Source organism: Bombilactobacillus sp. ESL1094 (genome assembly GCF_058107425.1).
In genome coordinates this window covers 1,296,889-1,317,918 of the sequence record NZ_JBYLUM010000001.1, presented here as the reverse complement: position 1 = coordinate 1,317,918, position 21,030 = coordinate 1,296,889, and the positions used below count along the sequence as shown (strand labels likewise).

The window sequence follows — 21,030 nt, the reverse complement described above, 5'->3', positions numbered from 1 at the left end:
AATAATTCTCCATTATCTTTTATCTTTCTAAATAAAACTCAAAGCGCTCACCCACATACTGTGAACGAACATATTCAAACGGTTGCTCATCATCTAAGAAAGTAACCTGCCGTAATCTTAGCACAGGAGCACCCCGCTTGACCTTTAAAAGCTCAGCTACTTTTTCTGAGGCTAACATTGCTGACACATTCTGTTGAGCGTGTCCGAGCTTTAAGCCCTTTTGCTCTAAAGCGTGATACAGCGATTGTGTAATTTGCTGTTGACTTAAATCCCGAACGAGATTCCACGGTACAGTAGTGATTTCAAAACAAATGGGCACGCCATCGGCTAAGCGAATGCGTTCCATTCGTAAAACATCAATTTTATCGGCTAATTGTAAATGCTCTTTCTCACTGAGCGTTGGTTCGGCAAGATGATAGGAGACGACGCGACTAGCCGGCTTTTTGCCCTGTGATTTCATAATATCTGTAAAACTAGTCGTTCCGGACATTTTTTCTTGAACTTTTTGACTAGCAACATAAGTCCCAGAACCAACCTTACGTGACAAGATTCCTTCATCAACCAAGGTCTGAATGGCTTGCCGTGCGGTCATGCGACTCACAGCAAAATGCTGTGCTAACCAGCGCTCTGACGGAATTCTTTGGCCTACTTGCCACTTTCCTTGGGCAATCTCGGATTTCATTTGGTTATGAATCTGAACATAAATTGGTACTTCGGACACGGAGATTACCCCCCTCAAATTAAAAATAAAAAAAGACTGAAACCAACGTTTCAGTCAATTATTGGGTTAGCTGGATTCGAACCAGCGCATAATGGAGTCAAAGTCCATTGCCTTACCACTTGGCTATAACCCAATCAATGGAAGGGAGTGGATTCGAACCACCGAACCCGAAGGAGCGGATTTACAGTCCGCCGCGTTTAGCCAGACTTCGCTACCCTTCCAACATATCAATAGGACATTAAATATAATAACCAATTTTGTTCCATTTTGCAAGAGGTTATAACAAATTTTTTATTTTTCTATTGATAACTTCCGAAACATTCCACGAATATTATACCAATAATTCTTTTAAAAAACGAAAAAAGTTCACCAAAAGGTGAACTTTTATTAATTGATTCCGGACATTAATTTTTTGATTTTTGGTGTAAAGAAAATCAAGAGAATAGCAAAGGCAATTGCTACTAACCCCGTTACACCAAAGTAAGCCATTTCGTGGTGTGGATAAAATCTAACTAATTGGGAATTAATAGCTTGTCCCGCAGCATCTGCTAAGAACCACATACTCATCATTTCGGATGAGAAAGCTTTGGGCGCCAATTTAGTCGTAACTGAAAGACCAATTGGTGAGATTAACATTTCACCAATTTCTACAATGCCCCAGCTCAAAACTAACCATAATGGGTTAACTTTGCCGTGTGAACCGCCCATTAACGGTAAAACCAAAACTAAATAGGAAATACCGGTAAAGACTAAGCCTAACCAGAACTTAGTCGGTGACGAAGGCTGCTTTTTACCTAGCTTAGTCCAAAGAGAAGCAAATAATGGTGTATAAATAATAATAAAGAATGGATTTAACATTTGGAACCAGCTTGGATTCAATTCAAAGCTCCCCAAATGCAATTGCGTATTATTAGCAACAAATAAGCCCAAAATAGAAGAACCTTGCTCTTCAATGGCCCAGAAGATTACCGCAGCGATAAATAAGCCAATATAAGCATAAACGCGCGATTTTTCAATCTTAGTCACCTTTTTACTACTTAAAATAATAATAAAGTATGCAATTGGTAAAATAATGCCAAAAATACTGATTAAACTAATAAAGTTCTGTAAACTAGCTAACTTCATGACCATCATTAATAAAACAATAACGACAATTGCTAAGACAAAGACAATGACCTTTTTATAAAGTTTACTTTTTTCAGCATCAGTAATAGGATCAGTGGGTTTCAAAGTTTCTGCTGGTAAATATTTCTTTCCTTGAATATAATACGTGATTAAACCAAAGAACATCCCGATCGCCGCTAGTGAAAAGCCAACATGGAAGTTAAAACTCTTCCAAGCTTGACTAACTACTGCGGGCGCAATTAAGGAACCTAAGTTAATTCCCATGACAAAAATACTAAATCCAGCATCACGGCGGTTATCCTCAGCACTATATAAATCACCGACCATGTCCGAAACATTGGGTTTTAACAAACCAGTACCAATTGTAATGAACAAAATCGACAAGTATAACGTGGTAGAACCTAGCGGCAACGACAAGAAGATATGACCAAACATGATCAAAACCCCGCCCCAAAAGACGGTTCGCCGACTACCTAAAATACGATCACTAATATAACCTCCTAAAACACTGGTCATATAAACCAATGATCCGTAAATAGACATAATGGACGCAGCAGTTTCTTGCTTAAAGCCTAAGCCACCGAGCTTGATCGCATAGTACATGTAGTACAACAGAATTGCCCGCATGCCATAATAACTAAATCGTTCCCAAAATTCAGTCATAAATAGGGTCTTTAACCCCATAGGCTGACCAAAGAACGTCTTTTCCTTTTTTGTATCCATAAATATTCTCCCTAAATATTAAACAATGCCCTAACATTTTAATCTTTCTAATAGATAATGTCAAAAAACAATGCCCAATTTAGCGATTCCAGCCCAAACTAGTAAATAAACAATCTTTTTTGCGACAATTAGAAACATAAGGATTACCCGCAACAAAAAAACGTAAAGGTTTTTGTGCCCAATTACCACGTTGACTAACATTAATCCGCGCAGAAGTTTTAATAATTTTGGGCGTTTTAATTCGTTGATCACTTAAACTCAGCGTCTTGAAACTCAAGGGGGTTTGGTTTAAATCACGCGACGTAATTCCTAACGCTTGAGTCAACTTAGCAGGTCCATTTGTTAAATTAGTCGTCGTTGTCTGTTGCCGTAGTTCTCGCATAATAGTTAACCCCTTAGTCGGTTGCAGAGCCCGAATCAAAATACTTTCTGGTTGTCCTGACATTTGAACAACAATGTCCAATAAGTAATGTCCGCGCTGTGAATGAATATAAATGGTCCCTGGATCTTGATAAAGTGCTTGATTAGCGCGAGAATGATGACCACGATATGCATGTGAAGCAGAATCCGGCGTACCTAAATATGCTTCTGTCTCAACAATCAAACCAGCAGTTAAACCATAGGCAGAGTGATACTGTAATTCATGTCCTAACAAATCTTGAGCTAATTGAATCGTTGATTGACTGGTTAAAAATGCTGTAATTGAACTCATAAGAACCTCCTTTCTAAATACTTTATGGTAAAATTAAAAACATTAGCTCTATTTTCACAATGGTTAAACAGAACTAATATTATTAAGTCTTGCAATTTAATATCCAATTAAATTATTGAGCTAAAAAAACAAATTCGTCAACTAATTTGCGTTAAGAAAGGAAGAAAAAATGATTATCAAATTCACGGACGATTTAAATGATCAAATTTATCAAGATAGTTTAGTTTTAAGAAAAGCAGTTTTTATTCAAGAACAACATGTTCCGGCTGATCTAGAAATTGATCAGGATGAAGCAAATTGTCAATATTATGTAGGTTACGATGAACATAACGACCAGCCAATTGCCACAGCGCGCGTTTTAAAAGAAACGCCAACCCAATGGCATATTCAACGAGTTGCTGTTCGCCAAAATTTTCGGCATCAAGGATTTGCCAGTCAAATAATGCAGATGATTGAACAACACGCTCAAACGCAAGGAATTAAAACTCTCGTCTTAAATGCGCAAGATCAAGCTCAAAATTTTTATACTAATTTAGGATATCAGGTCGAAGGAAATCAATTTTTAGATGCTGGTATCAAACACCATAAAATGGTTAAAGCTGTTTAATCAAATAAATATGGACAAAATAAAAAACGCTATAACTTAATATAACGTTTTTTATTTTGTTTATAATAATACTGCCAGCTGCAGGATTCGAACCTGTGACCCTCGGTTTACGATACCGATGCTCTACCAACTGAGCTAAGCTGGCGAACAATTCGAAACTAATAAAAAAAGCCGGTTAAACATCCGACTATAACTCCGGTTGTCAGACTCGAACTGACGACACCCTGATTAACAGTCAGATGCTCTACCAACTGAGCTAAACCGGAATAAGAGCAGCATGGCAACGACCTATCCTCGCAGGTAGTTTCCCACCAACTACTTTCGGCGCTGAGAAGCTTAACTTCTGTGTTCGGCATGATTCCAGGTGTTTCCTCCTCGCTATCGCCACCACACTTGCTCTCTTCTTACCTTCTGAAAGAACCTTAGTCCTCTCAAAACTGAATATTATGTTCTTACTCGACACCCTTGGTTAAGCCCTCGACCGATTAGTATTGCTCAGCTCCATGTATCACTACACTTCCACTCGCAACCTATCTACCTCATCTTCTTTGAGGGGTCTTACTTCATTACTGAATGGGAAATCTCATCTTGAGGTGGGTTTCACACTTAGATGCTTTCAGCGTTTATCCCTTCCATACTTAGCTACCCAGCTATGCCTTTGGCAAGACAACTGGTACACCAGTGGTATGTCCATCCCGGTCCTCTCGTACTAAGGACAGATCCTCTCAAATTTCCTACGCCCGCGACGGATAGGGACCGAACTGTCTCACGACGTTCTGAACCCAGCTCGCGTACCGCTTTAATGGGCGAACAGCCCAACCCTTGGGACCGACTACAGCCCCAGGATGCGATGAGCCGACATCGAGGTGCCAAACCTCCCCGTCGATGTGAACTCTTGGGGGAGATAAGCCTGTTATCCCCAGGGTAGCTTTTGTCCGTTGAGCGATGGCCCTTCCATACGGTGCCACCGGATCATTAAGCCCGACTTTCGTCCCTGCTCGACTTGTCTGTCTCGCAGTCAAGCTCCCTTCTACCTTTACACTCTACGAATGATTTCCAACCATTCTGAGGGAACCTTTGGGCGCCTCCGTTACTGTTTAGGAGGCGACCGCCCCAGTCAAACTGCCCACCTGACACTGTCTCCCGCCGTGCTTCAACGGCGCGGGTTAGAGCTTTCATATAACAAGGGTAGTATCCCACCAGCGCCTCCTTCGATACTAGCGTACCGATCTCTACGGCTCCTACCTATCCTGTACATGTTACACAAAAACTCAATATCAAGCTACAGTAAAGCTCCATGGGGTCTTTCCGTCCTGTCGCGGGTAACCTGCATCTTCACGGGTATTATAATTTCACCGAGTCTATCGTTGAGACAGTGCCCAAATCATTACGCCTTTCGTGCGGGTCGGAACTTACCCGACAAGGAATTTCGCTACCTTAGGACCGTTATAGTTACGGCCGCCGTTTACTGGGGCTTCAATTCTGGGCTTCGACCGAAGTCTAACTCATCCTCTTAACCTTCCAGCACCGGGCAGGCGTCAGCCCCTATACGTCATCTTACGATTTTGCAGAGACCTGTGTTTTTGATAAACAGTTGTTTGGGCCTTTTCACTGCGGCTGGCTCTTACACCAGCACCCCTTCTTCCAAAGTTACGGGGCTATTTTGCCGAGTTCCTTAACGATAGTTCTCTCGCTCACCTTAGGATTCTCTCCTTGACTACCTGTGTCGGTTTGCGGTACGGGTATTCAGTGTCTCACTAGAAGCTTTTCTCGGCAGTGTGACTATTGTGCTTCGCTACTTTAATTTCGCTCCCTATCACAACTCATCCTTCGCGGTTATAAGCATTTGACTCATATCCAGACTCGCTGCTTAGACATGCTTTTCCAGCTGCATGCTCACAATTCATCTCCTGCGTCCCTCCATCGTTCAAACAACACTGAACAGTACAGGAATCTCAACCTGTTTTCCATCGATTACGCCTCTCGGCCTCATCTTAGGTCCCGACTAACCCTGGGCGGACGAGCCTTCCCCAGGAAACCTTAGTCATCCGGTGGACCAGATTCTCACTGGTCTTTCGCTACTCATACCGGCATTCTCACTTCTAAGCTCTCCACCAGTCCTCTCGATCTGGCTTCTTCGTGCTTACAACGCTCTCCTACCACGTACATCTTTCGATGCACATCCACAGTTTCGGTACCATACTTAGCCCCGGTACATTTTCGGCGCAGAACCACTCGACTAGTGAGCTATTACGCACTCTTTAAATGAGTTGCTGCTTCTAAGCCAACATCCTAGTTGTCTGTGCAGTTCCACTTCCTTTTCCACTTAGTATGGATTTTGGGACCTTAACTGGTGATCTGGGCTGTTCCCCTTTCGACGATGGATCTTATCACTCACCGTCTGACTCCCGGAGAAAGATCTTTGGCATTCGGAGTTTATCTGAATTCAGTAACCCATGTTGGGCCCCTAGTCCAAACAGTGCTCTACCTCCAAGATCCTCTTCTCCGAGGCTAGCCCTAAAGCTATTTCGGAGAGAACCAGCTATCTCCAAGTTCGTTTGGAATTTCACCGCTACCCACACCTCATCCCCGCAATTTTCAACTTACGTGGGTTCGGTCCTCCAGTGCGTTTTACCGCACCTTCAACCTGGACATGGGTAGGTCACTTGGTTTCGGGTCTACGACTACGTACTCGCTTTCGCCCTATTCAGACTCGCTTTCGCTACGGCTCCGTCTTCTCAACTTAACCTCGCACGCAATCGTAACTCGCCGGTTCATTCTACAAAAGGCACGCCATCACTCTTTAACGAGCTCTGACTACTTGTAGGCACACGGTTTCAGGATCTATTTCACTCCCCTTCCGGGGTGCTTTTCACCTTTCCCTCACGGTACTTGTTCTCTATCGGTCACTAGGGAGTATTTAGCCTTGGGAGATGGTCCTCCCTGCTTCCGACGGGGTTTCACGTGCCCCGCCGTACTCAGGATACTGGTAGAGTGTCTCTGATTTCGCCTACTAGACTATCACTATCTCTGGTTCAGCTTCCCAACTGATTCAGCTATCTTCGACTATCTCACGTCCCAGTCCTACAACCCCAAAGAGCATGCTCTCTGGTTTGGGCTCTTTCCGTTTCGCTCGCCGCTACTCAGGAAATCGATTTTTCTTTCTCTTCCTATGGCTACTTAGATGTTTCAGTTCACCACGTCTTCCTCACTTACAACTTTCGTCGCAGTGTGACTAAGCTTTACCTTAGCCGGGTTCCCCCATTCGGATATCTCCGGATCTTCGTTTACTTACAACTCCCCGGAGCATTTCGCTGTTCGTTGCGTCCTTCTTCGGCTCCTAGTACCTAGGCATCCACCGTGCGCCCTTATTATCTTAACCTTAATTACTACTGTTTCTTACTTTCTTCGAATCTCTCGATTCTCGGTGTCTTTCTTCTCATAATATTCAGTTTTCAAAGTACTAATGTCCTTGACAGTTTCCTGTCAATGGAGGTTAACGGGATCGAACCGATGACCTCCTGCTTGCAAAGCAGGTGCTCTCCCAGCTGAGCTAAACCCCCGTACTATTTCTATGGGCCTAAATGGACTTGAACCATCGACCTCACGCTTATCAGGCGTGCGCTCTAACCAGCTGAGCTATAGGCCCGATTTTCTTTCGCGCTTGTCTCTTGGTGCCCTGAGAGTAGACCTCTCAAAACTAAACAAAGTTTCTTGCCAACTGCTTTCCGTTTATTTTTCCTTAGAAAGGAGGTGATCCAGCCGCAGGTTCTCCTACGGCTACCTTGTTACGACTTCACCCTAATCATTTGTCCTACCTTAGACGGCTAGCTCCCCGAAGGGTTACCCCACCGGCTTTGGGTATTACAAACTCTCATGGTGTGACGGGCGGTGTGTACAAGGCCCGAGAACGTATTCACCGTGGCATGCTGATCCACGATTACTAGCGATTCCAACTTCATACAGGCGAGTTGCAGCCTGCAATCCGAACTGAGAATGGTTTTTAGAGTTCTGCTTGCCCTCACGAGTTCGCTTCTCGTTGTACCATCCATTGTAGCACGTGTGTAGCCCAGGTCATAAGGGGCATGATGATTTGACGTCGTCCCCACCTTCCTCCGGTTTGTCACCGGCAGTCTCACTAGAGTGCCCAACTTAATGCTGGCAACTAGTAACAAGGGTTGCGCTCGTTGCGGGACTTAACCCAACATCTCACGACACGAGCTGACGACAACCATGCACCACCTGTCTTCCTGTCCCCGAAGGGAACCCTGTATCTCTACAGCTTTCAGGAGATGTCAAGACCTGGTAAGGTTCTTCGCGTTGCTTCGAATTAAACCACATGCTCCACCGCTTGTGCGGGCCCCCGTCAATTCCTTTGAGTTTCAACCTTGCGGTCGTACTCCCCAGGCGGAGTGCTTAATGCGTTAGCTGCAGCACTGAGAGGCGGAAACCTCCCAACACTTAGCACTCATCGTTTACGGCATGGACTACCAGGGTATCTAATCCTGTTCGCTACCCATGCTTTCGAGCCTCAGCGTCAGTTACAGACCAGAGAGCCGCCTTCGCCACTGGTGTTCTTCCATATATCTACGCATTTCACCGCTACACATGGAGTTCCACTCTCCTCTTCTGCACTCAAGTTTGACAGTTTCCGATGCACTTCCTCAGTTAAGCTGAGGGCTTTCACATTCAGACTTTTCAAACCGCCTGCGCTCCCTTTACGCCCAATAAATCCGGACAACGCTTGCCACCTACGTATTACCGCGGCTGCTGGCACGTAGTTAGCCGTGACTTTCTGGTTGAATACCGTCACTACTTGAGCAGTTACTCTCAAGCACGTTCTTCTTCAACAACAGGATTTTACGATCCGAAAACCTTCTTCATCCACGCGGCGTTGCTCCATCAGACTTTCGTCCATTGTGGAAGATTCCCTACTGCTGCCTCCCGTAGGAGTTTGGGCCGTGTCTCAGTCCCAATGTGGCCGATTACCCTCTCAGGTCGGCTACGTATCATCGCCTTGGTGGGCCTTTACCTCACCAACTAGCTAATACGCCGCAGGTCCATCCTTTAGTGACAGCCGAAACCGTCTTTCATTCCTTAATCATGTGATTAAGCACTTTATGCGGTATTAGCAACTGTTTCCAATTGTTATCCCCCGCTAAAGGGCAGGTTACCTACGTGTTACTCACCCATCCGCCGCTCGCGTCCATATCTTCCTACCCGAAGGTATTCCGTTACTTCTGCTCGCTCGACTTGCATGTATTAGGCACGCCGCCAGCGTTCGTCCTGAGCCAGGATCAAACTCTCATTTTTTGTTAGTTTGTTGACTCAGACTTAGAACTCTAACGTTCTTTGTCTTCTTTATTACTTTTAAATTGACAGGTTCTTTTTCAAGAACCCAGCACTTGGCTTTTAAAGAAACTTTGTTCAGTTTTCAAAGATCTACTTAACTTTTTGTTGATTACCACTTGATTAAGTGGCTCATTTAGTTTATCATCTTATCATGAGCTTGTCAACTGTTTTTTTTATTTGCTTAACAGTGACGCGCATGACTCATTGACAACAGAAAATATATTATCAACTTTTTTACCCTTTTGCAACCCCTTTGCCCATCTTTTTTTATTCTTTTTTGCTACTTATTGCTCTATCCCTTGGTATGACTGCTTTTTTACGATATAAAAAAATCCTAAAAAAAGATATTTCATCTTCTCTTAGGATTCAATTGCCTACATATTACTTAGTAATTTTAGTTTTACCATTCATATATGGAACTAAAACTTTAGGAATATCGACACTACCGTCAGCATTTTGATAATTTTCTAAAATAGCCGCCACTGCCCGACCAACTGCGAGCCCGGAACCATTTAAGGTGTGGACAAATTGTAACTTACCATTTTCATCACGATAACGAATTTGTGAGCGCCGTGCTTGAAAATCTGTACAATTAGAACAACTCGAAATTTCCCGATACATATTTTGCTGGGGCATCCAAACTTCTAAGTCATACGTCTTTGCAGAACTAAAACTAGCATCACCACTGGACAAAGTAATGACATGATATGGTAATTCCAACTTCTGTAAAATATTTTCCGCATTTGCGGTTAATTTTTCTAATTCATTCCAGGAATCTTCTGGTTTAACATATTTAACCATTTCCACCTTGTTAAATTGGTGCATACGAATCAAACCGCGGGTGTCACGGCCAGCAGAACCGGCTTCAGAACGAAAACATGGTGTCAAAGCCGTAAGATAAGTTGGTAATTGATCTTCACTCAAAATCTCGCCACGATAATAGTTAGTTAGGGGAACTTCGGCAGTAGGAATTAAAGTCAATGGCCGTTCTTCATCAACAATGGTATAAACGTCTTCTTTAAACTTAGGGAACTGACTAGTACCAAACATGGAATCACTATTGACCAAATAAGGTGGAATAACTTCTGTATAACCATCTTTTTGATGCTCATCTAACATAAAGTTGTATAAAGCCCGTTCTAATTGCGCACCGGCACCTAAATAATAAACAAAGCGGCTACCCGAAACTTTCGCAGCCCGTTCAAAATCCAAAATTCCCAATTGTTCGCCAATATCCCAATGAGCTTGGGCTTCAAAGTCAAAGTGCGGAATTTCGCCCCACTTACGAACTTCCACATTGGCAGACTCATCTTTGCCAACAGGCACTGAATCATCGGGAAAGTTGGGCAAGCGGACTAAAATATAATCCGTTTGGTCATTAAGCTTTGCTAATTGCTCATCCAAATCTTTAATTTGCGCGCCAACTTCTTTCATGGCAGCAATCGCGGCAGTAGCATCTTGTTTTTGTCGCTTAGTTTGAGCAATTTGCTTCGAAACTTCGTTGCGCTTAGCTTTCAAATCTTCAGTTTGCGCCATCACTTGGCGGCGCTTAACATCTAAGTCTAGTAAATGATCAATCTCTTCCCCTGCAATATTTCTCTCAGCTAACTTTTTTTTCGCCCAATCAGGGTTATTGCGAATCACTTTTAAATCTAACATAATTTCCTCCTTTAAATAAAAAAGAGTTGTCTTCATCCCCATTAAAGGGACGAATCAACTCTTCATCGCGGTACCACCCAATTTTAGTGTTTCACACTACGCTCTAACAGCTATAACGGGGCTGACCGTATAATTTATTCATTATCCGTTTGAAACGATATTGGAACACCAACTGCTAACTCTCAGCACTGCACTAGCTCTCTGTAAAGTCGGTAAGATATCTACGTTATCTAGGTTGATAGTAATATAACTAACATTAAAAGGCAAGTTTTATTTGGAAATCTTTTTCTCCGTCCAAATATCCCGAATTAAACTTATCAACTGGCCATATTGGGCACTATTAGCATCATGTTCCCACTTAAAGATATAAATGTCATGTTGTGTAGGATCTAACGTATAATGACTCGAAGTCGTCACAATCAAATCTGCATCATTAGGATCTTGAACTAGTTGCACGTAAGGCAAACTATCAATTGTTTCTACCATATCAAAACGGTATAACTGATTTTCTTCAATACTGAGGTAGACTTGAACTGCAAAATGATCAGAAAACATGACCACGACTCGAAGCAAAATCTTGTAAACCGCATTGGTCAGCAAATTAACTTTATCTTGAAAATCTTGAAATTCATTTTGTTCAAATAAATGCTGTAAAATATTCCGAATGGTCTTCTTAAACTCTGGCAAATCAATACTGGATAGCCCTGATTTTTCTCCCGTGTAGACTTCTACCATTTGGTAATAGCTATTACCAAATGCCAAGCCCCCGATTAAGACCCGCATCAAGGCAATGCGATAGAGCTTAACAATTTCATCGGATAAATTAAATTGTCGCTGAATATTATAAGGCATCGATTGTAAGAATGCCCCCACAAAGTCGTAAATCTTAGTATCATACTCTTGAATATGGTCAAGAATTTCATCGGCTTTTTCATTGCCACAAGGAACAATGGATAATGAACAGTTAACCAAATTATACATATTATAAGATTCATTCATTAAACGGGCGGGCGTCAAATCTCGATAGTACTGAATGATTTTAGCAAAGTCACTGTCCGCAAATCGTTCATAACTATCCTCAGTCATGAAGCTTTCATAGACATTCAGATTTGGATAGCGAACCCAGTCGATTTTCGCATTGCGTTCCACAAAATGACCATGATAAATCCGTAAGCAATTGACAGTGGCATAAATTTGATAAACCCGAAAAGTCATCGGATTCGGTTGCGCTACTACTTGAAAGGCCTCTAAGCCTTGATTGACGAGCCACTCGCTTTCTTCCTCAGAAATAGTCTTAAAAGGCCAAGCAAATCCCCGCGTTGCTTCCCAAAACATCGCGGATATTGCTAATCTAACATCTGTTTCTTCCCCGACAAAGCGCATCTTTTCATAAGTAATTCGTACGTTAAAAGTTTTCAAAAATAAACGCATCGGTTTTAAATGGCGCAAAGCAGTTGCTTTACTATTGCCACACTCTTGATAAAAATCATCAAATGACTGACAAGTATCTTCCAAAATTGCCATCATGAAGTTGTAAGCATCCGAATGGGAAACTAAAAAAAAGTGATACTGATCATTGTCAACAGAAAAAATTTCTTCGATTGTTGGATCATCTTTCCCCAATAATTCCTTCATATCTTGAATAATACCATCGTAAGTATTATAGATACTGCCGTAACTTTTATTCATTTGTGCAGCTGCTTGGCGAAAATTAATATCTTTAATATCAAAATCTAGACTTTGATGAGCTTTAAGATCATCGCGATAAGAAATCTCCATAATCTTTAATTGTCTGACCCGCTCAAACAAGCGTAACTTCTCCATATCAGAAACTGACAAAAATAAGTCTTGTTCTTTTTCCAATGTGATACCCCCCATTAATTAATTTCATTACTTAAGATTTAAGCATTTAAAATTAACAAATAATAATCATTATATAATAAATATTATAATGTACAACCAATTTTAATGTAATCCAAGATAACACAGATTTCAACTATTATTACTAAAAACAATCAATAAAAAATAATTTAAAACAGATTTTTATAAAAAATGTTCTATACAAAAAAGGGACATGAAACATGTCCTTTTTCATTTATTAAGTTAAATTAACACGAGAAGTTTACGCTTGTGTCGTAGGATTACCACCATTGAGTGTCCAAGTTAACGTTGCCTTAAAATTACCAGCAACTTGCCCATTCTGACTTGGAGTTACTAACTGCGCTCCTGTTAAGAATAAGCCCCAATAACCTAAACCGGTCCCCTTTTGTGCCGTAAATAAAGTGGTTGTCGTATTAGGATCATTGATATCATCACTCGGATAAACCCAAGGATAATTCTGCGAACCCGTTAAAGTATTCAAACCAGTAATTCCCGATGAGCTCGAATCAAAATCTTGCGCTAAGGAAAAATTATCGGCACTATCTACATTGGCTTGTACAACTTTAGCACTAGTAAAATCTAGCGACGAAATGGGCTGCACTTGTTCATCAGGAGCAACACTCGTGTCGGTATTATGAAATTTAGAGCAAGAAACACTCAAATTCCAACCGCCACTCTCAGCCCCCCGAGTATCAGTCACAATAATCGTATTATCTAGCATCGGTTTAGCTTCGGTTTGTCCGGCTTGGATTACTGGTCGATATTTCCAGATACTTTTGGTAAATACATATTGCGTACCAAAATTTGGAAAACCGACATTCTCGGGATTAGGAACTCGTAAATCCAGCTTACCTGGCGCAAAACCAACATTGGCTGAGCTGTTGGCTTCTACTGTGCCTGAAGTAGCATCCGCCGGTCGATTAACGACATTCGCATCATCCGCAGCCATAGTGGGAGTACTAAAGATGAAGATGGCAGCAATTAAACTTATTAATAAAACATTAAATCTTGCTACTTTCAAGTTATCCCCCCCATAACTATTTAGTTGCTTGATTTTGTCCTCGCTTATAGAACCAATAGAATAATACGCCAATCAATAGTAAAACAATGACAATAATCGTAATAATTAATGGCCAATAATTACGTTTTGTATTCGGATTATTGCGATTCAACCGGTTAGCATCCGCTGGCGAAATCGTAAAGTTCTTCTTGAAATACCAACTCTTACCTGAAGTATTAATCCGCACGCGAGCTTGGTAATTACCAGCTTTCATCGGCTTATTCCCCCAGCTAACTGGAAAGTTAAAGTTAGAATTCGGCGCGAAGTTCATTTGCTTTTGACTATTCTGGAAGAGTAGTTTGTTACTCTTAGCCGGATAAATCTTTGCCTTGACCCGCATATCATTATTAGTAATGTACTTAGGTTCAAAGTTTTGCAAATTAATATTCACAGCAGGTTGAATGCCTAATAAAGTCGGCCGAACCCGAACTAAGCGTAGATCTGGTTGCACTTTATCAACATTACCAACTTTAAACAAGGTACTAACTGAATAAGAATAGTTATTAGTTAAACTCATGCCTTTAGACTTCTTATGATGCATCTTATGGTTAATGGTTGGTGAATAGATATAAAAACTACCCAACAGTACACCATTAAACTTGGGTGCGTGCACATTGATGGTTTCTGAAACCGTCTGAGAGCCCTTAGCTGGAATCGTAACTTTTTGCTTAACTGGTCCCATTTTCGTCCAGTCATACTTCAAACTGGAGTCACGAACGCTAGTTAAATTAGCATAATTGATCTGACCTTGATTAGTCGTTCCAGCAACCGTCGGTTTAACTACCACGTCAATGGGATATTTTTTACTGTTAGTAATCTTTAAGTTTAGTGGATAACTTTTACCAGATTCCACATTTAACAAAAAGTAATCCGATTGTGCAGCACCTTGACTGCCCTCAGGCTCAACAGAAAAACCAGCTGCACCAGTAATTGCCGCTGACACGGGATGAATAATAAAGAAACTGCCTATTAAAGCCATTAAAAAAATCAATGGACGTAATAATTTTCGCAAAATCGTATCCTCTAAACTAGAAGTTTTTGGTTATTAATACTATGCGCCGGCACCGCCTGCTGGAGCTGGTGTTGTCGTCGGATCAATAGACAGATTCCAATTAACCGTGGCAGTATAATTACTATTAGGATCAACTTTAGATACGTTATTTGCATCTAATAGCAATCTTACAGAAGCTGGATCTCTAAAATCAAATCCAGTTACGCCAAATCGTTTTGAACCAGAAACCAGAGCAAGCGTAGTATCTCCAGAAATATCTCCATTAGCCATAGAACCAAGTGGTTTAGCTGGATTGTTACTATCAATACTATAAACATCATTATTAGAATAACTATAAGTGGACTGATCTAAATTCAACATTTTAAATGCAGACGTATCGGATTTATCATTAATTCCCAAAGGAATTTCAACGCCAGTATCAGTAGAAGAAGTTTTAAATTTATCTACAGATACATTCAAAGTCCACGGATTAACATTACCATTACCAGATGCATTAGCAGTAGAACGATTATCAACAACAACAGCCAATCGATTAGCAGCTGAACCAGCCATATCAATTGCACCAGCTTTTGCAACTTTACCTGTACCAAAATTGAAGTTTGGTACTTGATATAAAGTCAAATCACCTGGTTTAAAGCCAACTGAAGCTTGAGAAGATCCTGAAGCAGATGAAGCAGCAGTAACAGTATTACCAGCACCGCTTACCAAAGTAGCATCATCAGCACTAACAGTTTGTGCCAACATTGGAGCGGCAATAGCTAACAAAGAAGTAGCACAAATTCCCATACTCAATAATTTATTTAATTTCATAAAGAAGTCCCCCACCTTAAAAAAATCTTTACTTATTTACATCGAACTAATTATACAATAGATTTTTCAACAAAGCACTTAAATTCTTAAAAATAAATCAATTTTTTCAGCGTCCCAAATGAAAAGAGCCCATTTACCATGGACTCATGTCGCAAAAATCACTTGATAAAGTTTCGCAAGCACTACGCTTTTTGATAGAAAATATCAATCACTTGATCAGTAGTATCTGTAGTCACTGCCTGTTCAGCCACTGTATCTTGGCTGGCAGTATAGCCACTGACCTTCGGTACCATCACAGCATCCCAAGTATCACCATGCCAAGTACCATAAACCTTGTCACCTGTAACTGCATCTTGATAGATGTTCCGTTTTAAAATTGCCACTTGGTTTTGACTCTTAACTTGTCCATCTGGATAATGGAAATTAATTGTTCGCGTAAGAGTCTTAGTTTCTAAGCTAGGTATGATTTGATGATCAACAGCAACTTGAATAATCTGCTGTCTTGAAGCATCAACCGTTACCGTTGTTTGTGGTTGATCGATAACTTCGTAACCAGCTGGAGTATGATAATTAATATTTAAGACATCACCGACATAACCAGTTAACTGCTGCGTGCCAACTTCGTCACCGTCATACAAGTATTCAATTGTTACTGTCTGTTCAATTGGTGTGTAGTATACATCAATTGTTTGATCTTTAGTGTCACCAGTCACAGCCTGTTCAGATATCGCAGTTTGACTTGCTTGATAACCCGCAATTTCTGGCACAGCGTACAATGTCCAATTAGCTTTGGACCAATCACCGTAAGTCACCGTTCCATCTTCATTATCCTTAATATTACGTTGAATGGTAACAGTTTGTAATTCTGTATTAACTTGTCCATCTGGTTGATGAACATTGATGACTCGAGTAACGGATTTTCTTTGAGTTCGATTGGCCATAGCTGGTTGAGTATCCCACTCATAAGTCGTTACCTCAGAACGACCAGGCATTGCCATTAATTCATAAGAAGTATACTTTGTTCCCGTGTTAGTACCATTCATTGCAACCCAATATGGTGAAGTAATAACTTTATTAGTACCTGATACTTTAGTACCCTTTGCTGGAACAGCTGGAAGATAAGCGTTTTTGTTCAGAATTGTTTTTAATCCTAACGTTAGTTGATATAGTTTATAATCACCATCAAACATAAAACTCATACTTGTTACCTTTGATGTATCAAACTTGCTTAAATCCAAGCTTGTTAATTTTGAACAACCATCAAACATAAAACCCATACTTGTTACCTTTGATGTATCAAATTTGCCTACATCCAAACTTGTCAATCCTGAACATCCACCAAACATACCATACATATTCGTTACTTTTGATGTATCAAATTTGCCTACATCCAAACTTGTCAATCCTGAACATCCATCAAACATACCATCCATATTTGTTACTTTTGATGTATCAAATTTGCCTACATCCAAACTTGTCAATCCTGAACATCCATCAAACATACCATCCATATTTGTTACTTTTGATGTATCAAGATTGTTTAACCCTTCAATAATCTTTAAATTTTTTAAATATGCAAATAAATAAGATAAGTTAATGTCCGCAACTACGCCTGGATCAAATATAACTTTTGTTAATTCATTACTATATGTGAAATTACCGTTCAAAACTTTTGTACCTATTCCACCATAATTATGACCATTAATAAAATATCCACCAGAATCATTTCCTAAAATTCCTGCGTGAAAATGCAGGGTATAATCGTCACCTTCATGAACAAAATCCCACTTACTAGTTCCCCAAACACCACTAGTAATAACGTTACTATCTGCCGTAGCACCAGCATTCGCCGGTTGCGTGTCATTATTAGTTGCTGATACCGTTGCATTAGAATTATTAGCAGGTGTAGCTGGATTGTTCGCAGCTGCATCCGTTGCTAAATTAACGTCCGTTGTAGTGGTAGCTTGGTTTTCCGTAATAGGTACATCGTTATTAACTGCTGTCGTTCCATCAACTGAGACGTTAGTTTGTGGTATTTGCTCAGTCACAGGAGTCGCATTGGTAGCAGGGCTTACTGTTGTACTTGCCGATGCTGAACTCGTTGGAGCTTGTTCAGTAGCTACTGGTTCTACCTGATCTGAAACATTCGCTACTTGCTCATTATCAGCAGCTTGCACATTTTGTTGAATTAAAGTTAAACCACAGACCAGTCCTAACAATGCTCCAGCAGTCGTAAAACTTTTTTGCTTTATATTCACTCTTCATTCCCCCCATATCATTTTTTGAAATCGTTTCAAAACAATTTCATGCTAATTTTAAATCTCATTTTGGAAGAATTCAAGGTGAAAAAAGTCACAATATTTATATATAGCGCAAGACAATTACAAATAACTTAAACTACTACACGAAAAAGGCCACTCCTAGTTTGGTTAGGAGTGACCTTGTATTTAGTTCTTATTATTTACTTCTGTTTTCGTCCACGATTCTTGGCAAACTTAAACAACAACCACAAAAATAACCCAAACAATAAGCAACCAAAAATGATAATAGCAACAATCAATGGCCATTTGGTGCGCTTAATATTAGGATTTTGGCGATTCAATTGCCAAGCTTGCTTGGGACTAATCGTAAAGTTATGTTGAAAATGAAAATTACGATTGCCCACATTAACCTGTGCGCTATACTGATAATTGCCCGCTTTAATAGGATTATTACCTAACGTAATAGTAATTGGCGCAATCGAATTGGCCGCTAAGGCGCCTTGAGGAATGTTCAAATGCTTGTCAAAGTTATTGGTTAAACCGCGAACGCGAATGTCATAATTGACCGCTCCATTGCCATAGTAGATCGGACATTGATTATGGATTTGCCCTACTACTTGTGGCTGTCCCGCATAAGAACGGACACGCACCTTACCCAGGCGTAATTTGGGTTGTAATTTATCCACAGCCCCCACATTAGCTAACACGCCAAAGGCCATTTGAAAATTATTTACTTGATTGTTATATTGTTTAGTCAACAAAGTTTGCACAACCGCTGAACCCGCAATTGAACCTTTAAAATGAGCTGGTGCTTTAATTTTTAAAGGTACAGCCTGTTCCTGATTGGCATTGAGCACTAAGTATTGCGTTTTTAAACCCAGGTCTGCCAAACTATAGTGCCACGACCGATCCATCAATAAATGTTTATTTGATGCTAAACTCAAGCCCCCCTGTTCCGTGGTTTGTGCCGTTCCGCCAAAAATCTTTAATTGCACTGGTTGATTAGTCAAATTTTTTAAGTATAATGCAAATTTTGCGGACTTCTTAGGCTTTAAATCAACTTGCACAACGCCACTACTAGCCGGAACTTGATTTTCTTTGGGAACTTGTAATTGCACCTGTACGGGTGAACCGGGATCAGCTTGTACCAGTTGCTTTTGAAAAAAAAGGCACCAACCACAGACCATGACTAGTGCACAAATTAATTGTTTAAAACGTAATTTATTTTTCATTTGGAAGCCTGACCAGTTGGTGTAAACTGCAAAGTCCAAGTAATTGGAGCAACGTACTTATCTTTTAAATTTTCTATCTTAGTGGTGGGAAAATCATTTAATTTAGCATAACTAGGATCGTTAAAATCTAAGCCATAATAATGAGAATCATAATTACTACCGGTTATATGCATGACCCTTTGCGAAGGATTAGGATCGGCGTCGCTACCATCCTTAGCTAACAAAATCAAACCATCAGGCTTTGAATTGTCTGCCGGAGTTGGTGGACCCTGTAAAGCACCAGATATTTTAGACGGAGTATAACCACTACCACTCCAATTTCCATAACTCGTTCGCTTGCCTACATTAGTAGATGGTAAATTAATTGACGGTATTGTCGGCGTAATCTTAGATAATTTAATCTGAGCAGAACCGGAAGTTTTATAAAAAGAACCCACTTTTACATCCACCTCCCATAGATTATGCACGCCAGAGCCAGCATTAGTATCATTGACCACTAAATACCGATTACCAGAAGAGGCCGTCATTTCAGCAGTAGTAGCACCGACTTTCATATTAAAATCAAAATTAGGAACTTCCATTAAGAAAATTGGCCGTGAAATCCGATCTTCTGCAAAATCAATGCCACCGAAAGATTGAAAGTCATGATTATTAGCACTATCAGTCGCTGCATCAGACGGATTTGCAGCAGCGCTATTAAAATCAATGCCACTATTAGCTCCTAAAGCTTGTCCAGGATCTACTCCTGACACGCCATCCAGCGCATTACCTGCTGCTTGAACATTCAACTCATTAACACTAGAACCGGCTACTGCTGCTAAAACTAAGCTGGTGAACATTACTGTCTTATAAGTATTCTTCATTTTAATCCCCCAAAATCGGCGCTACTTTTTCTTCGATAAATTCTGCCCATAAGCATAAACCCACCAAGAAATTAAGCCCATCAAAATCACCAAAAACAGTACTAAAATAATGATCACATTTCGATACTTGCGTTGTGCTCGTGGCAAAAAGTAATTTAACTTTTTAGACTGCTGTGGGCTCAAAATAATATGGCGGTGAAATACATAATGTTGCTTATGATGATCCAATATATAAGTAACATTGTATGTTCCCGGCATCAAGCGACCCTTACGCCAAGGTAATAATAACTTAGTCTGCGAGTTAGGTGCAAAATTAACGTTTTTTAAAACCATGGTACAGTTCGCCCGTGAATAATTCTTTTTACTAATCTTAACTCGCAAGTGCCCCTTTAAAAAAGGATACGGCGCGGTATTTTTAATTGGTGTCTGTATCACCACCCGATTAGCCTGTGAAGTTAAAATTGGTGTCCCCACTTGAAAATGAGGTAATAAGATGGCATCATCTTGGCGCAAATTCAAACCATAACTAATATTGGCTGTTGAGATCGTTGCCGAACCTTGTTTACTCTTAACAGCCTGTTGTTCCTGTTGCTGGAAGTCAGTCTGTGACTGAAACAACAGCCCTCCCATAATAAGTCCGATTAACCGTTGCCGTGGCATTTTTAATGTTACGGACGTTTCGACTTCTTTTTTAGCTGGAACTTCCACACTCAAAGGAGTAACTAGTTTACGTAAATCAAACTGGGCCTTGGGTCCCGGCTTAGCATAGGGATTATCAATCATCAACTGTAAATCTGAATTAGTCTGAGCAGGAATTGGCTTGACCGTAATAACGTTGGACTGGTTAGTTAAATTGAGAATTTTAAACTTCAATTGATACGTTTGATTTGGCTGAACATGTAAGTACCAACCACCCTTAACTGAACCAATTTGATTTGTTAACTGCTCGGGTTCGACACTGAATGTGCCCCCCGCCGCGTGAACGATTTGACTTTTACCCAAACCACAACAT

General features: G+C 40.7%; 13 protein-coding genes, 6 tRNA genes and 3 rRNA genes. 1 reads left to right on the top strand and 21 read right to left on the bottom strand.

Annotated elements, in window-relative coordinates; genetic code table 11:
- Nucleotides 1-19 precede the first annotated feature (19 nt).
- From AC3B5S_RS06245 to AC3B5S_RS06225, 5 genes are all read right to left on the bottom strand, one after another.
- A complete protein-coding gene (locus tag AC3B5S_RS06245) occupies nt 20-721 on the bottom strand; it encodes a GntR family transcriptional regulator (RefSeq protein WP_489758197.1) in 702 nt (233 codons plus the stop codon).
- A gap of 61 nt (nt 722-782) precedes the next feature.
- Nucleotides 783-854 (bottom strand) — tRNA-Gln (locus tag AC3B5S_RS06240).
- A gap of 5 nt (nt 855-859) precedes the next feature.
- Nucleotides 860-942, bottom strand: a tRNA-Tyr gene (locus AC3B5S_RS06235).
- Nucleotides 943-1,108: 166 nt separating this feature from the next.
- Complete coding sequence (locus AC3B5S_RS06230) at nt 1,109-2,569, bottom strand: peptide MFS transporter (RefSeq protein WP_489775167.1); 1,461 nt, start codon at nt 2,567-2,569, stop codon at nt 1,109-1,111.
- Nucleotides 2,570-2,648: 79 nt separating this feature from the next.
- Nucleotides 2,649-3,281 (bottom strand): DNA-3-methyladenine glycosylase, encoded by a 633-nt coding sequence (locus AC3B5S_RS06225; RefSeq protein ID WP_489758195.1) that lies wholly within the window; start codon nt 3,279-3,281, stop codon nt 2,649-2,651.
- Between the two features lie 169 nt (nt 3,282-3,450).
- On the opposite strand from AC3B5S_RS06225, the gene AC3B5S_RS06220 reads away from it, so the two are divergent.
- Nucleotides 3,451-3,888, top strand: a complete 438-nt coding sequence (locus AC3B5S_RS06220; protein WP_489775166.1) for a GNAT family N-acetyltransferase — start codon at nt 3,451-3,453, stop codon at nt 3,886-3,888.
- Nucleotides 3,889-3,960: 72 nt separating this feature from the next.
- Here the strand turns inward: AC3B5S_RS06220 and AC3B5S_RS06215 are convergent.
- The 16 genes from AC3B5S_RS06215 to AC3B5S_RS06140 all read right to left on the bottom strand — a co-directional run bounded on the left by AC3B5S_RS06215 (nt 3,961) and on the right by AC3B5S_RS06140 (nt 21,020).
- Nucleotides 3,961-4,033 (bottom strand) — tRNA-Thr (locus AC3B5S_RS06215).
- Nucleotides 4,034-4,081: 48 nt separating this feature from the next.
- Nucleotides 4,082-4,154 (bottom strand) — tRNA-Asn (locus AC3B5S_RS06210).
- Nucleotides 4,155-4,163: 9 nt separating this feature from the next.
- Nucleotides 4,164-4,280: ribosomal RNA gene (gene rrf / locus AC3B5S_RS06205) — 5S ribosomal RNA — on the bottom strand.
- 73 nt (nt 4,281-4,353) lie between these two features.
- Nucleotides 4,354-7,270, bottom strand: a 23S ribosomal RNA gene (locus AC3B5S_RS06200).
- Between the two features lie 108 nt (nt 7,271-7,378).
- A tRNA-Ala gene (locus AC3B5S_RS06195) sits at nt 7,379-7,451 on the bottom strand.
- 12 nt (nt 7,452-7,463) lie between these two features.
- Nucleotides 7,464-7,537, bottom strand: a tRNA-Ile gene (locus tag AC3B5S_RS06190).
- Between the two features lie 97 nt (nt 7,538-7,634).
- Nucleotides 7,635-9,201, bottom strand: a 16S ribosomal RNA gene (locus tag AC3B5S_RS06185).
- Together the 16S, 23S and 5S rRNA genes with 4 tRNA genes alongside form the textbook arrangement of a ribosomal RNA operon.
- Before the next feature lie 420 nt (nt 9,202-9,621).
- The gene (serS, locus tag AC3B5S_RS06180; RefSeq protein ID WP_489775165.1) at nt 9,622-10,899 is read right to left on the bottom strand and encodes a serine--tRNA ligase; all 1,278 of its coding nucleotides are present in this window, start codon (nt 10,897-10,899) and stop codon (nt 9,622-9,624) included.
- A gap of 270 nt (nt 10,900-11,169) precedes the next feature.
- Nucleotides 11,170-12,762: a helix-turn-helix domain-containing protein gene (locus tag AC3B5S_RS06175; protein ID WP_489758192.1), complete on the bottom strand. Its 1,593-nt coding sequence runs from the start codon at nt 12,760-12,762 to the stop codon at nt 11,170-11,172.
- A gap of 259 nt (nt 12,763-13,021) precedes the next feature.
- Entirely contained in the window at nt 13,022-13,801 is a 780-nt protein-coding gene (locus AC3B5S_RS06170; RefSeq protein ID WP_489775164.1) for a WxL domain-containing protein, read from the bottom strand.
- Nucleotides 13,802-13,817: 16 nt separating this feature from the next.
- Complete coding sequence (locus tag AC3B5S_RS06165) at nt 13,818-14,852, bottom strand: DUF3324 domain-containing protein (RefSeq protein WP_489775163.1); 1,035 nt, start codon at nt 14,850-14,852, stop codon at nt 13,818-13,820.
- 39 nt (nt 14,853-14,891) lie between these two features.
- Nucleotides 14,892-15,662 (bottom strand): WxL domain-containing protein, encoded by a 771-nt coding sequence (locus tag AC3B5S_RS06160; protein WP_489775162.1) that lies wholly within the window; start codon nt 15,660-15,662, stop codon nt 14,892-14,894.
- A 182-nt stretch (nt 15,663-15,844) separates the two neighbouring features.
- Nucleotides 15,845-17,920: a BspA family leucine-rich repeat surface protein gene (locus tag AC3B5S_RS06155; protein ID WP_489790208.1), complete on the bottom strand. Its 2,076-nt coding sequence runs from the start codon at nt 17,918-17,920 to the stop codon at nt 15,845-15,847.
- A 203-nt stretch (nt 17,921-18,123) separates the two neighbouring features.
- Nucleotides 18,124-19,155, bottom strand: a complete 1,032-nt coding sequence (locus AC3B5S_RS06150; protein ID WP_489775160.1) for a WxL protein host-binding domain-containing protein — start codon at nt 19,153-19,155, stop codon at nt 18,124-18,126.
- Nucleotides 19,152-20,018 carry a hypothetical protein gene (locus tag AC3B5S_RS06145; protein ID WP_489775159.1) on the bottom strand — a complete coding sequence of 289 codons (867 nt, stop codon included), beginning with the start codon at nt 20,016-20,018 and terminating at the stop codon, nt 19,152-19,154. The genes AC3B5S_RS06150 and AC3B5S_RS06145 overlap by 4 nt, the downstream gene beginning before the upstream one ends.
- 21 nt (nt 20,019-20,039) lie before the next feature.
- Nucleotides 20,040-21,020 carry a WxL protein peptidoglycan domain-containing protein gene (locus AC3B5S_RS06140; protein ID WP_489758185.1) on the bottom strand — a complete coding sequence of 327 codons (981 nt, stop codon included), beginning with the start codon at nt 21,018-21,020 and terminating at the stop codon, nt 20,040-20,042.
- Nucleotides 21,021-21,030 lie beyond the last annotated feature (10 nt).